Raw genomic sequence first — 14,688 nt, forward strand, 5'->3', positions numbered from 1 at the left:
TTTCCGGGGCTTTAGCGCCAGTTCCCGCCTTATCCCAGATATTCCCGGTAATTCCGGTCCTTCGTGTCAAACAACAGAGGGCAGCCGGCCCTGTCCGACTGCGCTCGTCCGCCTGCCGGAAGTACTGGTGCCAGACTTTCAACGAAAGCACGCGCCAGAGCGACAGTGATGCGCAGGCGGAAGCCTTCGACGGCGGGACTGTCGTAGTCGTCGACGTGCAGGCCGAAATTGTACAGCGCGAGATGATGGCCCGCCATTCGCGGCTGCTCAGTTCTTGTCGTCTGGCAGGACCGGCAGCGGGGCGATCTCGACGCCCTCCTCGATCAGCGCGCGGGCCTCCTCGGCCGTCGCCTTACCGATCAGGCCGCGCTGTTCGGCCTCGCCGTAGTGAACCTTGCGCGCCTCTTCGGGGAAGCGGTCGCCCACGTCCTCGGCGTTCGCCTTGATCGCGGTCACGAGCTCGCGCAACTTGCCGATCATCTCCTGATTGTGGGCGTTCATCACGGCGTGCCGCCGCTCTTCCTTCTTGCGGGCGGTCGAAACCGACGGGGCCATCAGGCGTTTCGTCACCCGCGGCGAGCCGCAGGTGGGGCAGTTGACGAGGGAGCGCTCTTTCTGCCGGTCGAAATCGTCGGCCGAGCCGAACCAGCCCTCGAATTCGTGGGCATTGTCACAGACGAGGTCGTAGCGGATCACGCGGCAACGCCTCCCTTCGCCGGCAGCGCCACCTCTTCCACCGTGAACGTGCGTCCGTTCCTGAGGTTGGGGATCCGGTCATGCGCGGCCCTGACCGCCCCGACGTCGACGTCGGCGACAATCACCGCCTCCCCCGTGCCGCCGGCCATGGCCAGCACCCTGCCCCACGAATCGACGATGATCGAATGGCCGAAGGTCTCGCGCCCGTCTTCATGCACCCCGGCCTGGGCGGCGGCGATGATTAAGACGCCGTTCTCAATCGCGCGGGCCCGGATCAGCGTCTCCCAGTGCGCCTCGCCGGTCTGCCGGGTGAAGGCGGCCGGAACGGAGATGATCTGCGCACCGGCCTGGGCTTCGGCCTTGAAAAGCTCGGGGAAGCGCACGTCGTAGCAGATGGCAAAGCCGAGCTTCGCGAAGGGCAAGTGCGCCACCTTGGCGACGTTCCCGGGCGTGTAGGCCGCGCTCTCGCGCCAGCTCTCGCCGTTGTCGAGGTCGACGTCGAACATGTGGATCTTGTCGTAGCTGCAGACGCGGGCGCCGTTCGGCGCAAACAGGAAACCGCGGTTGGCAAGCTTGCCATCGGCAAGCGCGATCGCCGTCGAGCCGACATGCAGGTAGATGCCGAGCTCAGCCGCAAGGCCGGCCGCCGTGCGGACGATCAGGTCATCGTCCTCGCCCTTGAGGATCGCCTGCAGCCCCGCCCGGTCCTTCTGCACCGCGCCGGTCATCTCGGGGGTCTGCACGTAGACGGCGCCGGCGGCCGCGGCCTGGCGCACCAGCCTGGCCATGGTTTCGGCGTTGGCCTTCGGGTCGATCCCGGAACACATCTGGACGGCGGCGATCTTCACGGTCATCGAGACCTCCTCAGGCAGCCAGCAGCGGATCGAGCTTGCCGGCACGCTCCAACGCGTGCAGATCGTCGCAGCCGCCGACATGGGCCCCATCGATGAAGATCTGCGGGAAGGTCTTGCGGCCGGACCGGTCGATCATCTCCTGCCGGATTTCCGGAGCATTGGTCGCGTCATACTCGCGATAGGCGACCCCCTTCGTTTCGAGCAGTTTCTTGGCCGCGGCGCAGTAGCCGCAAAATTGCCGCGTGTAGATATCGACCGATGCCATGCCTGCAATTTCTCCATACGAACGGTTTTCCGTTCCTTCATATATGGTTGCCGAGGGCCCTTGCAAAGGTCAAAACGCCGACCTCCGCGGCGCCGCCGCGCCTGAGCGCGCGGGTTGCGGCCGATACGGTCGCTCCGGTCGTGTAGACGTCGTCGACGAGAAGGACACGCTTGCCGAACAGCGCTTCCTTGCCGAACGGTGTCACCGCAAACGCACCCTGAACATTGTCCTGCCGCGCCGCCGCACTCAGTCCGATCTGCTGCCTCGTGCGACGCGTCCGCCGCAGCGCGCCAATGACGAGCGGCTTGCCGGTCTGACGGGCGATGGCGCGCGCAAGCTCGCCCGACTGATTGAACTTGCGCATGAAAAGGCGGTAACTATGGAGCGGCACCGGCACGATCAGGTCGCTTGCCTCGATCAGCCCGTCGCCGGCCCGCACCATCCAGGCCGCCATCATCGGCGCAAGCTCCGTGCGGTCGCGATATTTCAAGCCGTGCACCAGCGTGCGCGCCAGTCCGTCATGCACCACCGCCGATCGGAGGCGGGCAAAGGGGGGCGGGTTGGCGATCGCCTCGGCGCTCAAAATTTCCGAACCAAGGTCCTGCGAGAAGGGCATGCCGAGGACCTCGCAATACGGCCGCTCGATGAAGCGCAAGGCGGACCAGCAACGGCCGCAGATGCCGGCATGCCGGCCGACGAGCACCTGGCAGCCGGGGCAGGTCGGCGGGTAGACGAAATCAACCAATGCCAGGGCCGCCCTGCGACCGCCGCTCGCGGCCATCGAGCGCATTTTGGCGAACCCGGTTTGCGTCACGTGATTGACATTCCTATTTCCATGTCGCCTTTGCATGACAAGATGAGCGCCGGCGCGAACGTCGGCCCCGAAGACAGGAATTGTCCATTGGAAGCGATCTTCGATCAAGCCCTGGTTGAGACGAACAGGCTGCGCACGCTTCGGATGCCGCAGGCGGATTTCCTGCTCAAGGTGGCGGCCGACGAGTTGGCCGAGCGGCTCGGCGTCATCGAACGTCGCTTTGACGAAGCGGTGGAAATCCACGGCTACCACGGCATCGTCGCCGACGCTTTGCAGCGAACGGGAAAGATCGGGCATTTCACGCGGATCGAGACCGCCCCTGCTTTCGCTAAAGCCGGCGATGTCTTCATGGCGGCCCCGCTCGAGCACCTGCCGCTGGAGGCTGCATCGATCAATCTTGCCGTCTCACCGTTGTCGCTGCATCTCACAAACGACACGCCCGGGGTCTTCGTGCAGATCCGTCGGGCGCTCAAGCCCGACGGGCTCTTCCTCGCCGCCATCCCCGGCGCCGACACCCTTCAGGAACTGCGCGACGTGCTGTTGCAGGTCGAGATCGAGCGCACCGGCGGCGCCAGCCCGCGCGTGATTCCGTTTGCCGATATTCGCGATGTCGGCGCCCTGCTCCAGCGCGCGGGCTTCGCGTTGCCCGTTACGGACAAGGAGACCTATACCGTCCGCTACGATTCGATTTTTCCGCTGATGCGCGACCTGCGCGCCATGGGGATGGCGAACCCGCTCGTCGCCCGCAGCCGCAAGCCCTTGTCGCAGGCCTTCTTCATGCGGGCGGCCGAACTCTATGCCGAGCGCTATTCGGATCCGGACGGCCGGATTCGCGCGACGTTCACGGTCATCTACGCCTCCGGCTGGGCGCCGCATGAAAGCCAGCAAAAGCCGCTCAAGCCCGGATCGGCAAAAGCAAGGCTGGCCGATGCGCTCAAGGCGAAGCCGCTCGATTAGACAGCGCCAGGAACGGTTGCGGGTTGCCTTAAACCGCGCCCTTCACACTCTCTTCCACCGTCAGGAAGACGTTGGCCAGATTGTCGCTGAGCGCCAGCAATCCGCCGATCAGGCCCAGGGAAACAAGAGCAGCGATGAGGCCGTATTCGATCGCGGTCGTACCGCTTCGATCCAGCATGAGAGATATGAACATGCGCATTGCGACCTCGCCTCCGTTGGCACCATTGAGCTTGGCGGGAATGCGACAGGTCGAACGCGTTCAGCAGCCGCTTGAGACGCCGTTTCCATCGACAATACAGACCGCGCCGGGCATTTCCTGCAACACGCTCCGGCGAACCGTGTAGCGCTTGCCTTCACCGCGTTTCGGCACCGATCCGGTGGAGATCATGTCGAACTCGTCCGGCGTTTGCGCCATGATGCGCGTATTCGTCTTGGACGATAGGACCGGCGTCAGGACCAGCGCAAGCGCGATCGCCGCCGTACCGAACAAGAGCGCAAGGTTGAGCACACCGGTGCGACCGTTTCCGGACACCGTCGTCAGTTCCTTGTCTTGAACTGCTTGCCAGAATTCGTCGTCCCGCATTTCCGTAACTTTCGATGGACCTTCATACTGACGCAAGCTCCGCGGTCGGAAGCCCGGACAACGGACTGCAACCTGCGCCGGTTCAAAAGTGCCACGACGCCCCACGCCCAACGGCACGGCAACGCAACAGCAAGCCCATTATTTGGACGACGGAGATAAACGATGGATTAACGAAGGCAGAGAAAGATCCCGTCGTGACGCGATATCACAACAAATCCATCAGATAGGGGATCAACGGCTCGTCGGCCGGCGGCATCGGATAGTCCCGCAGCATCTTCGGCTTGACCCATTTCAGCGCCTGTCCCTCACGGCCGTGCGCCGTGCCCTCGTAGCGCCGGCAGACATAGAGCGGCATCAGCAGGTGGAAATCGTCATAGGCATGGCTCGCAAACGTCAGGGGCGCCAGGCACGCGACCTTCGTCGTGATCCCGAGCTCCTCATGCAACTCGCGGATCAGCGTCTCCTCCGGCGTTTCGCCCGGCTCGACCTTGCCGCCTGGAAACTCCCACAGGCCGGCGAGCGCCTTTCCCTCCGGCCGCTGCGCCAGGAGAATACGCCCATCCGCGTCGATCAGCGCACAGGCGGCAACGAGGACGACTTTGCGGGGGGCTGATGGCGTCATGGCTTTTCCGGCCCACGGTAGATGTAGCGATAGACTTCGCGGAAGCCTGCCTGGCGATAGAGCGTCAGCGCGCTCGCGTTGTCGACTTCGGCCTGCACCCAGGCCCGCTTGGCGCCGCGCAGCCGGGCCCAGCGCATGGAGGAATGCAAAATGGTCGTGCCGAGGCCGCGTCCGCGAAGTTCCGCTGCAACGGCGAGCTGGAGAATTCCGGCCAGATCGTTGTCCTGAACCGTCAGCGAGACCGCGCACGGGCCGAAACCCGGCTCCTCGAAGATGAACAGCCCCGCCTCCGGCTTGATCGCACTGACGATCTCGGTGAGGCCGGGCTTGAGCGCCGGGTCCTCGCCGGCAACGCGGATGCGGGCATCGACGAAGCGGCCGACGTCGCGGCTCGGTACGTGTTCCACGCCGTCGGCACTCTCAGCCGTTACGGTCTCGGTGAGATCCACCATCATGACCGCCGTCTCGTTCACACGCGTCCACCGGGCCTCATCCATGAAAGCCACCAGCGCAGGCGGTGCAAGCGGGGTCTGGCGAACAAGCAGTGGCCGCCCGTAATCGGAAAAGCGCTTGCCGGCCTTGTCCAGCCGAACGGCGATATCGCGCGTGTCGGACGGATCGAGCGGGTTGACGGAATTCAACCGCTTGGACGGATGGCCGGCGGTCAGGCGGATGAGCCAGCTGCCGTCGTACTGGGTAGACGCGGCCGGCCAGGCACGAAAGCCGACGGCTTCGAGCCGGCGCACGCTTGCCAGGTCAACCATGGCGTTCTGCTCCCTGATGCGAGCGAGGTCAGGATCGGTCATGTTGGCCACCCCGACCATCAGCTGCGATAGTCGCCATTGATCTCGACATATTCCTTGGTGAGATCGCAGGTCCACACGGTCGCCCTGCCGGAACCGAGGCCAATGTCGACACGGACGGCGATGTCCTGTTCCTTCATGACGGCGGATGCCGCCTGTTCCGAATAGTTCGGATCCCGCTCGCCGTCGACGGCCACGCGCACGTCGCCAAACCAGATCGCGAGGCGATCGCGGTCGGCCATCTCCCCGGACTTGCCCACGGCCATCACCACCCGCCCCCAGTTGGCGTCTTCGCCGGCAACGGCCGTCTTGACCAGCGGCGAATTGGCTATAGACAATGCAATGCGCTTGGCCGCGGCGTCGTTCTCGGCGCCCTCGACCGTGACCGCCACCATTTTGCGCGCGCCTTCGCCGTCGCGCACCACCTGCAGGGCGAGATCTTTCAACAGGTCGTTCAACGCCGCCCGGAACTCGGCGAGCGCCGCGTCTGCCGCGCCCGTTATCGCCGGCTGACCGTCGGCTGCGGCCGCCCCGGTGGCAAACAGCATCAGAGTGTCGGAGGTGGACGTGTCGCTGTCGACCGTCACCGAGTTGAAGGTCGGGCCGACGCCTTCGGAAAGAAGCGTCTGCAGCACGGCCGCCGGGATATCAGCATCCGTCACCACAAAGGAGAGCATCGTCGCCATGTCCGGCGCGATCATGCCCGCCCCCTTGGCAATGCCATTGATGCGAACAGGTACGCCGCCAATCCGGGCCGTGCGCGTGGCGACCTTCGGATAGGTATCCGTGGTCATGATCGCCTTTGCCGCCTCGAGCCAGAAATCCTCCTTGGCCGAGACCGCAAGTTCATCCAGCACGCCGGAAAATTTCGTGGCGTCGAGCGGTTCGCCGATCACGCCGGTGGAGGCGAGGAACACCTCGCCCCCGGCGCACCCAACGGCCTTGGCGGCAGCCGCCGCCGTCATCGCCGTGGCTTCACGCCCCTTGCGCCCGGTGAACGCATTTGCGTTGCCGGAATTGACGACCACTGCGCGAGCCTTGCCGCCCGAAAGGTTTTCCTTGCAGAAGTCCACGGGTGCCGATGGACACTTGGACGTCGTGAAAACGCCGGCCGCGGCAGCCGGCGAATCGAACACCATCATCAGCACATCGGTGCGCCCCTTGTACTTGATGCCGGCGGCGGCGGTTGCCATGCGCACGCCACGGACCGGCGGCATATCGGCGTAGGATTTCGGGGCAAGCGGCGAGACGGTAGCGGACATGGCATTTCCCGTAAGCAGTGGAAGGCCCGCCATAGTTGGCGGGCCAGTATAAAGATCAGTTCTTTTTCGGCTCCGCGGCCGGCTCGCTCTCCGCACCGGCCTGCGGCTTGTTGATCTCGTCGTAGGTCTTCTTCAGCTCCGGATCCTCGATTTCGACGGCCGCCGAGGCCTTTGCCGTCTCGATAAGCGCGATGTACTTGTCGCGCATGACCATCTGGCGAACCTGCGGCTCGACCTGCTCCAGCGTCGGCGGGGCCTGCTCGCGCTTGTCCTCGACGAGGATGACGTGGAAGCCGAATTGCGTCTTGACCGGGGTCTTCGTGTAGGCGCCCTTTTCGAGCGCGAAGGCGGCCGCCTCGAATTCGGGCACCATGCGGCCCTTGGTGAAATAGCCGAGGTCACCGCCTTCGGACGCGGCATCGGTCGACTTTTCCTTGGCCAGATCGGCGAAGTTCTTGCCAGCGTCGAGGGCGACGATGATCTCCTTCGCTTCCTCTTCGGTCTTGACCAGGATGTGGCGCGCGCGCACTTCTTCCTGCGGCTCGACCGCGGCGATCTCCTTATCGTAGCGGGCCTTCACCTCTTCCGGTGTTATCGCGTCGACAACGTGCTTCTTGAAATAGGCGTTGTGCAGTTCGCGCTCGGTCAGATAGGCGACACGCTGCTTGAACGTCGTGTCGTTTTCCAGCCCTTCTTTCGCCGCGTCGGCGGCGAGCAGCTTGACGTCGATCAGGGCCGAAAGCGCTGCAACCGTTTTCTGCTCGGGCGGCAGGTTTGCGAGTTGCGGGTCGAGGCCGGCCGTGGCGAGATCGACCTCGGACTGGCGGATTTCGACCCCACCGACCTTGGCGACGACCGGATCGGGCTTGTCCTCGGCAAAGGCCGCGCCGTGGGCAGCGGCGATCGCGATGAGCGCGACGGCTGCAAGCTTGCTGAATTTGAACATCCTCATAAACCTTTCACAGACGGCCGACTTCGATACGAAACGGGCACTCGAACGGTTGAACAGCACCGGAATGTGGCGGTTGTGTAACCGATTGCGCCGTTGACATCATTCGACCCCCCTCTTATCTGTCACGCAATCTCGCGTCCAGAACGTTTCCGGGCGTTTCACGGCTTTGCGCGCATCTCGTAAGCCCAGCGAAACGCCCCCGACACCAAAGAAAGGACCATCCCGATGGTCAGCCTCGGCGGCCTCGCCCGCAAACTGTTCGGCTCGTCCAACGAGCGCCGCGTCCGCTCTTACAAGCCCCGGGTCGACGCGATCAATGCCCTCGAAGCCGAGATGAAGGCGCTTTCAGACGAGCAGCTCGCCCTCAAGACGCTGGAGTTCCGCAAGGAGCTTGCGGACGGAAAATCGCTGGACGACCTGCTCGTCCCGGCCTTCGCCGTGGTCCGCGAGGCCGCGGTGCGGGTGCTCGGCCTGCGCCCGTTCGACGTACAGCTCATCGGCGGCATGATCCTGCATGAAAAATCGATCGCGGAGATGAAGACCGGCGAAGGCAAGACGCTGGTCGCCACGCTGCCGGTCTATCTGAACGCCCTTGCCGGCCGGGGGGTGCACGTCGTCACCGTCAACGACTATCTGGCCCGCCGCGATGCGGCCATGATGGGCAAGATCTACGGTTTTCTCGGCATGACGACCGGCGTGATCGTCCACGGTCTCGACGACGACCAGCGCCGCGAGGCCTATGCCTGCGACATCACCTATGCGACCAACAACGAGCTTGGCTTCGACTATCTGCGCGACAACATGAAGTATGACCGCGCCCAGATGGTGCAACGCGGCCACTACTACGCGATCGTCGACGAAGTGGACTCGATCCTGGTCGACGAGGCGCGCACGCCGCTGATCATCTCCGGCCCCCTCGACGACCGCTCCGATCTTTACATGACGATTGACGCCTTCATCCCGATGCTGTCGGAGGAGGACTACGAGATCGATGAAAAGCAGCGTTCCGCCAACTTCTCCGAAGTCGGCACGGAAAAGCTGGAGAACCTGCTGCGCGATGCGGGCCTTCTGAAGGGCGAGTCGCTCTACGACGTCGAGAACGTAGCCATCGTCCACCACATCAACAATGCTCTGAAGGCCCACAAGCTCTTTACCCGCGACAAGGACTACATCGTCCGCAACGACGAGATCGTCATCATCGATGAGTTCACCGGCCGCATGATGCCGGGCCGTCGTTACTCGGAGGGCCAGCACCAGGCACTGGAGGCCAAGGAGAAGGTACAGATCCAGCCGGAAAACCAGACGCTGGCGTCCGTCACCTTCCAGAACTACTTCCGGATGTACGAAAAGCTCGGCGGCATGACCGGTACGGCTTCGACGGAAGCGGAAGAGTTCGGCAACATCTACGGCCTGGAAGTCGTGGAGGTACCGACCAACCTGCCGATCAAGCGCCTTGACGAGGACGACGAGGTCTACCGGACGGCGGAAGAGAAGTACAAGGCGATCATCGAGGAGATCAAGGACGCGCAGAAGCGCGGCCAACCGATCCTGGTCGGCACGACCTCGATCGAGAAGTCGGAACTCCTGGCCGAACGCTTGAAAATGTCTGGCGTGAAGAACTTCCAGGTGCTGAACGCGCGCTATCACGAGCAGGAAGCCTACATCGTCAGCCAGGCGGGCGTGCCGGGTGCGATCACCATTGCCACCAACATGGCCGGCCGCGGCACCGACATCCAGCTCGGCGGCAACCTCGAAATGCGCCTGGAGCGTGAGTTGGCCGAACTCGAGCCTGGCCCGGAGCGCGACGCCAGGCGCGCGGCGGTCATCGAGGAAGTCAAGAAGCTGAAGGAGCAGGCGCTTGCCGCCGGCGGGCTCTATGTCCTTGCGACCGAACGGCACGAAAGCCGCCGCATCGACAACCAGCTGCGTGGCCGCTCCGGCCGCCAGGGCGACCCCGGCCGCTCGAAGTTCTACCTGTCGCTGCAGGACGACCTGATGCGCATCTTCGGCTCCGACCGCATGGACGGGATGCTGCAGAAACTCGGCCTGAAGGAGGGCGAGGCGATCGTTCATCCCTGGATCAACAAGGCGCTGGAGCGGGCGCAGAAGAAGGTCGAGGCGCGCAACTTCGACATCCGCAAGAACCTGCTGAAGTACGACGACGTGCTGAACGACCAGCGCAAGGTCATCTTCGAGCAGCGGCTCGAGCTGATGGACGCCGAGAGCCTGACAGACATCGTCGAGGACATGCGCCACGAGGTGATCGAGAACCTCGTCAAACTGCACATTCCCGAGCACGCCTATGCCGAGCAGTGGGATGTCGCGGGCCTAAAGGGAGGCGTCGCCCAGCACCTGAACCTGGATCTGCCGATCGAGCAGTGGGCGGCCGAGGAAGGCATCGACGAAGCCGACATCCTGACCCGGGTCAAGACCGCCGCAGACCAGGCCGCCGCCGACCGCGCCGAGCGCTTCGGGCCGCAGATCATGGCCTATGTCGAGAAGTCGGTCGTGCTGCAAACGATCGACCATCTGTGGCGAGAGCACATCGTCAACCTCGATCACCTGCGCTCCGTCATCGGTTTCCGCGGCTACGCCCAGCGCGATCCGCTGCAGGAATACAAGGGTGAGGCCTTCGAGCTGTTCCAGGCGCTGCTGGCCAACCTGCGCCAGACCGTGACCGGGCAACTGATGCGGGTCGAGCTCGTGCGCGAGGCGGCCGAGGCCCCGGCCCCGGCCCTTCCGGTGATGGAGGGGCACCACATCGACGGAACGACCGGCGAGGACGATTTCGGCGAAGGCAGCGGTTTCATGGCCGTCTCGGTCAACCCCGCCGACCGCGATCCGCAGAACCCATCGACCTGGGGCAAGGTCGCGCGCAACGAGCCTTGCCCGTGCGGCTCAGGCAAGAAATACAAGCACTGCCACGGCGCGTTCGAACAGGTCTAGCTTAGGTCCAGACCGCTGGTTGGGTCCAACGATCTGCCAAGGACGTCAAACCATCAGATGCCGCCTACGGGCGGCATCTCTGTTTCTCGGGCATTGCCACACTCCGCCTCCGCCAGCGCGATCAGGTTCGCCAGTGCCGCGACCCCCAACCTGTTCATGTGCTTGCGGCCACACAGAATATCGATACGGAAGGCCAGTTCCTCGGCGTTCGCGCCCACCAGATCCGACAGACGCTCGATCCGGATCTGCTCGAGATAACGAACCATCGTCGGCCCGATGGAATGCGCCCTCAGCATGCGCGCTCTTTCTTGTGGATCGATCGCCATATCCCTCCCCTGCCTGGCCGGTACCCACCCTTTGTTAACCCTGATCTGACAAGACTGCACGCCTGTGTTTTGTGTTGCGTGCGGATTTCTGTGTTCATGGCGGTCATTCAGTCGGCGGAAAAGCTGCTGCCAAGCGGGCTGCGCCGCAGGGTCGCGCCTGCCTTGCGCCACCTGGCCGACATCGTGGCCGCAACCGATCCGCGTATGCGCGCCCAGCGCATGGCCCTGGTCGCTTTCGTCATCCGCATCGTCAGTGCGGCCATCGCCTTCGTCTCCCAGATCGTCATGGCGCGGATGATGGGAGAGTTCGAGTACGGCATTTTTGTCTTCGTCTGGGTGTTGGTGGTCCTGTTCGGCAATCTTTCATGCCTCGGCTTCCACTCGACGGTCGTGCGCTTCCTGCCCGAATACAGCGCCCGCAACGCCTTCGACGAAATTCGCGGCCTGACGGCCACGGCCCGCAGCTTCGCCCTGGTGTCGGCGAGCCTGCTGGCGGCCTCGGGCTTGCTCGGCCTCTGGCTGTTTGCGGATCACCTCGAGCACTATTACGTCATTCCCATCTATCTCGGCCTGTTCTGCCTGCCGATGATCGCACTCGGCGATGTCCTGGAGGGGACGGCCCGCGCCCACAGCTGGGCCATCGTGGCGCTGAGCCCGACCTACATCGTGCGCCCGCTGCTGATCCTGCTGTTTCTGGTCGGCGCGGTCTGGCTGGGGGCGCCTCAATCCGCGAAAACAGCGATGGGCGCCGCGCTGGCTGCAACCTATCTCACCTCGGTCGGGCAATTCTTCAACGTCGCCCTCCGGCTTCGGCGCACCTACCGGCGCGGACAGCACCATATCGAGTTCGGAACCTGGATCCGGATGGCGCTGCCGATTTTCCTGATCGAAGGATTCGGATTCCTGCTGACGAATTCCGACGTCGTGGTTGTCGGCCTCGTACTCGACCCGCAAAGCGTGGCGATCTATTTCGCCGCGGCCAAGACGATGGCGCTCGTCCATTTCGTGCTGTTCTCCGTCAAGGCCGCCGCGGCGCCGCGCTTTTCCTCGCTCTATGGCCAGGGCGATCGCCGGAGCCTGGCCGCCTTCGCCGCCGAGACCGTACGCTGGAGCTTCTGGCCGTCGCTGGTCGTCGGGGGTAGCGTCCTGCTGGTGGGTGACTTCCTGCTGTCGCTGTTCGGACCCGCCTTCACGGCGGGCTACGGCGTCATGGTGATCCTGTTTTTCGGCATTCTGGCAAAAGCCGCCGTGGGACCGGGCGAGGTGCTGCTGACGATGGCCGGCCAGCAGAAGCTCTGCATGGGCCTCTATGCGGTAGCGCTCGCTGCCAACCTCGGCCTCAACATGGCCCTGATTCCGCCTTTTGGCATCACCGGGGCCGCCTTCGCCACAGCCGGCGCGATGGCGATCGAGGCTCTGCTCCTGTTCGCCGCCGTGCGCCGCACCCTGAACATCTCCCTCTTCGCGTTCGCCGCGCCGGCGAAGGCCGCGGCAGGACAGGATTGACTGACATGGCATTCATTTCGGGATCGGGCAACGAGACAGACGGCAGACCGTCCGGCGGGGCGCCGCAGGCGCCTGCTGCCGAGCGCCGCATCCCTGTCGGTCGCCCCGGCCGCTCGCTCTCGCTGTACCCGGCGGTCGCCGGTTATGAACTGCAGCAGGAGCTCGACTTCCTCGCCAACCGCGCGCTGGAGCCCAACGTTTTCTTCACCGGTCGCTTTCTCGCCCCTGCCATGCCGCGCCTCGAGGATCGCACGGTGCGCCTGTCGCTGATCCGTGACGAGGATGGGCGACGCAGCCGCATCCGCCTGCTGATGCCCTTCTCGGTCGAAAAGCCCGGCTTTTCTGTGGGAACGGGTATTATCCGCGCCTGGTCAAACCCTTTTGGCCCGCTGGGCACACCCCTGGTCGACACGGAAGACGCCGCCGAAACGATCGACAATCTCTACGAGGCGCTGGCCGCCCCCGGAAATGGCTTGCCGACCGTTCTGGTGCTGCCAGACTTGCGGCTGGACGGGCCCTTTGCTGCGCTCGCGCGTGCCGTCGCGATCGGTCGAAACCTGCCGCTGACGGTCACGGGCACGTACCGGCGACCGATGCTGGAGAGCCTTCTGGATGGGCCGACCTATCTGAGGCGCGCCATCTCGCCGCAGCATTTCCGCGAACTGCAGCGGCAGTGGCGAAAGCTCGAGGAAATGGGAGAAATCGTCTATAACGTCGCCCGCCAGCCGGCCGAGATCCGACTGCGGATGGAGCAGTTCCTGTTGCTGGAGGCGGCTGGCTGGAAGGGCCGTGGCCGCACGGCGATGATCAACGACCGCTACCGCGCCGCCTTTGCGCGCGAAGCCGTGACCAACCTCGCCGAGACAGACAGCGTTCGCATCCATACGCTCGACCTCGATGGCAAGGCGATCGCCTCCATGATCGTGTTTCTCGGCGGCGGCGAAGCCTATACCTGGAAGACTGCCTATGACGAGGCTTTTGCCCGCTTCTCGCCGGGCAAGCTGCTTGTGGCCCAGCTCACCGAGTGGCACCTCGACGATGCCAACATCGTCCGCTCCGATTCCTGCGCCGTTCCGGATCACCCCGTGATGAGCCGATTCTGGAAGGAGCGCGAGGACATGGGAACGCTGGTCATCGGCCTGCAGCAGAACCGGGACCGCGACGTCCGCCAGGTCGCGACGCAATTGCATCTGTATCGCAACACCCGCAACGTCGCGCGCCTGCTGCGCGACAAGATCCGCGCACTGGCAAAGCGCTGAGCGCGCAGCGCCTGATTGAGAACGCCGCCGGTCTCGCTGGCAGACTGACCGGCGATGCTATCGCCGCTTCGCCAGCAAGGACCGGGACAGCACGACGGCCAGGCCGACCAGGATTGTGGCGGCAATGAAGAGGAAAGCCGCTGCCGCAATCGCCGGACTGATGTTTTCCCGTATGCTGGAGAACATCTGCCGAGCCAGCGTGCGCTGGTTGGGCCCCGCGACGAACAGCGTCAGCACCACCTCGTCGAGCGACGTGGCAAAGGCGAGCACCGCGCCGGAAAGCACGCCAGGCATGGCCAGCGGCAGGGTGACCCGCCGGAACACCGTGGTTGGCGCCGCGCCGAGGCTCTGGGCGGCGAGTTCCACCCGCTCGTCGATGCCGGTCAGAGCACCGGTGACGCTGACCACGACGAAGGGCACCGCGACGACCGTATGGGCGATGATCACGCCGGCATAGCTGTTGATCAATCCGAACCGCGCGAGCAGCACCTGCATGCCGACCCCGAGCACGACGGCCGGAACGACCATCGGCAACAGGAACAGCGTGCGTATCGACCCGCGGAAGAACACCAGCCTATTGCGCAGGCCCAGTGACGCAGCCGTCCCAAGCACCGTGGCGAGCAGCGTCGTGCCGGTGCCGATGATCAGGCTGTTGATGATCGCCCTGCGCCAGGCATCCGCCGTGAACAGTTCCTCGAACCAGCGCAGCGAATAGGACGGGATCGGATAGGTCAGGATGACGCTCGAGGTGAAGGCGAGCGGCAGGATGGCGATGAGCGGCGCGACCAGGAACAGGATCGTCAGCGACGCGAAGGCAAGTTTCGTGAGCTTCATCGGCATCGC

Annotated in this window: 17 protein-coding genes; 4 read left to right on the forward strand and 13 right to left on the reverse strand. The window is 64.4% G+C overall.

The genetic code is table 11. From position 1 onward, the window contains the following. Positions 1 to 29: 29 nt before the first annotated feature. From JNC62_RS17030 to JNC62_RS17050, 5 genes are read right to left on the reverse strand one after another with little or no spacing between them, the layout of a single operon-like run. Positions 30 to 257, reverse strand: coding sequence for a hypothetical protein (locus JNC62_RS17030; RefSeq protein WP_374840205.1), 228 nt, complete (start codon positions 255 to 257; stop codon positions 30 to 32). Between the two features lie 10 nt (positions 258 to 267). Then, on the reverse strand, positions 268 to 696 hold the full coding sequence (locus JNC62_RS17035; RefSeq protein ID WP_108002628.1) for a DUF1178 family protein: 429 nt from the start codon (positions 694 to 696) through the stop codon (positions 268 to 270). After that, complete coding sequence (locus JNC62_RS17040; RefSeq protein ID WP_374840206.1) at positions 693 to 1,550, reverse strand: carbon-nitrogen hydrolase family protein; 858 nt, start codon at positions 1,548 to 1,550, stop codon at positions 693 to 695. The genes JNC62_RS17035 and JNC62_RS17040 overlap by 4 nt, the downstream gene beginning before the upstream one ends. A 10-nt stretch (positions 1,551 to 1,560) precedes the next feature. Then, the gene (gene grxC / locus JNC62_RS17045) at positions 1,561 to 1,815 is read right to left on the reverse strand and encodes a glutaredoxin 3 (RefSeq protein ID WP_374840207.1); all 255 of its coding nucleotides are present in this window, start codon (positions 1,813 to 1,815) and stop codon (positions 1,561 to 1,563) included. 37 nt (positions 1,816 to 1,852) lie between these two features. Beyond that, positions 1,853 to 2,605, reverse strand: a complete 753-nt coding sequence (locus JNC62_RS17050; RefSeq protein ID WP_374840208.1) for a ComF family protein — start codon at positions 2,603 to 2,605, stop codon at positions 1,853 to 1,855. 111 nt (positions 2,606 to 2,716) lie between these two features. Here JNC62_RS17050 and JNC62_RS17055 point away from each other — a divergent pair, with 111 nt between their 5' ends. Beyond that, positions 2,717 to 3,586, forward strand: a complete 870-nt coding sequence (locus JNC62_RS17055; protein ID WP_374840345.1) for a methyltransferase domain-containing protein — start codon at positions 2,717 to 2,719, stop codon at positions 3,584 to 3,586. Positions 3,587 to 3,614: 28 nt separating this feature from the next. Here JNC62_RS17055 and JNC62_RS17060 read toward each other — a convergent pair whose 3' ends face one another. From JNC62_RS17060 to JNC62_RS17085, 6 genes are all read right to left on the reverse strand, one after another. Beyond that, complete coding sequence (locus JNC62_RS17060) at positions 3,615 to 3,785, reverse strand: Flp family type IVb pilin (RefSeq protein WP_374840209.1); 171 nt, start codon at positions 3,783 to 3,785, stop codon at positions 3,615 to 3,617. Positions 3,786 to 3,845: 60 nt separating this feature from the next. Continuing rightward, the gene (locus JNC62_RS17065; RefSeq protein WP_192251198.1) at positions 3,846 to 4,169 is read right to left on the reverse strand and encodes a hypothetical protein; all 324 of its coding nucleotides are present in this window, start codon (positions 4,167 to 4,169) and stop codon (positions 3,846 to 3,848) included. 205 nt (positions 4,170 to 4,374) lie between these two features. Beyond that, the gene (gene mutT / locus JNC62_RS17070; protein ID WP_374840210.1) at positions 4,375 to 4,791 is read right to left on the reverse strand and encodes an 8-oxo-dGTP diphosphatase MutT; all 417 of its coding nucleotides are present in this window, start codon (positions 4,789 to 4,791) and stop codon (positions 4,375 to 4,377) included. Then, a complete protein-coding gene (locus tag JNC62_RS17075) occupies positions 4,788 to 5,597 on the reverse strand; it encodes a GNAT family N-acetyltransferase (protein WP_374840211.1) in 810 nt (269 codons plus the stop codon). Before JNC62_RS17075 ends, mutT begins: the two co-directional genes overlap by 4 nt. 17 nt (positions 5,598 to 5,614) lie before the next feature. After that, positions 5,615 to 6,856, reverse strand: a complete 1,242-nt coding sequence (argJ, locus tag JNC62_RS17080; protein WP_374840212.1) for a bifunctional glutamate N-acetyltransferase/amino-acid acetyltransferase ArgJ — start codon at positions 6,854 to 6,856, stop codon at positions 5,615 to 5,617. Positions 6,857 to 6,911: 55 nt separating this feature from the next. Beyond that, positions 6,912 to 7,802, reverse strand: coding sequence for a peptidylprolyl isomerase (locus JNC62_RS17085; RefSeq protein WP_374840213.1), 891 nt, complete (start codon positions 7,800 to 7,802; stop codon positions 6,912 to 6,914). Between the two features lie 231 nt (positions 7,803 to 8,033). Between JNC62_RS17085 and secA the strand changes: the two genes are divergently transcribed. Then, positions 8,034 to 10,754, forward strand: a complete 2,721-nt coding sequence (gene secA, locus JNC62_RS17090; protein ID WP_374840214.1) for a preprotein translocase subunit SecA — start codon at positions 8,034 to 8,036, stop codon at positions 10,752 to 10,754. A 53-nt stretch (positions 10,755 to 10,807) separates the two neighbouring features. Here secA and JNC62_RS17095 read toward each other — a convergent pair whose 3' ends face one another. Then, positions 10,808 to 11,080 carry a hypothetical protein gene (locus JNC62_RS17095; RefSeq protein WP_374840215.1) on the reverse strand — a complete coding sequence of 91 codons (273 nt, stop codon included), beginning with the start codon at positions 11,078 to 11,080 and terminating at the stop codon, positions 10,808 to 10,810. Positions 11,081 to 11,176: 96 nt separating this feature from the next. Here JNC62_RS17095 and JNC62_RS17100 point away from each other — a divergent pair, with 96 nt between their 5' ends. Continuing rightward, entirely contained in the window at positions 11,177 to 12,586 is a 1,410-nt protein-coding gene (locus tag JNC62_RS17100) for a lipopolysaccharide biosynthesis protein (protein ID WP_374840216.1), read from the forward strand. Positions 12,587 to 12,591: 5 nt separating this feature from the next. Then, a complete protein-coding gene (locus JNC62_RS17105; protein WP_374840217.1) occupies positions 12,592 to 13,845 on the forward strand; it encodes a GNAT family N-acetyltransferase in 1,254 nt (417 codons plus the stop codon). A gap of 57 nt (positions 13,846 to 13,902) precedes the next feature. Here JNC62_RS17105 and JNC62_RS17110 read toward each other — a convergent pair whose 3' ends face one another. Further along, positions 13,903 to 14,685, reverse strand: a complete 783-nt coding sequence (locus JNC62_RS17110) for an ABC transporter permease (protein ID WP_374840218.1) — start codon at positions 14,683 to 14,685, stop codon at positions 13,903 to 13,905. Positions 14,686 to 14,688 lie beyond the last annotated feature (3 nt).

It is taken from the genome of Mycoplana ramosa, assembly GCF_041930185.1.
GTDB lineage: Bacteria > Pseudomonadota > Alphaproteobacteria > Rhizobiales > Rhizobiaceae > Mycoplana > Mycoplana ramosa.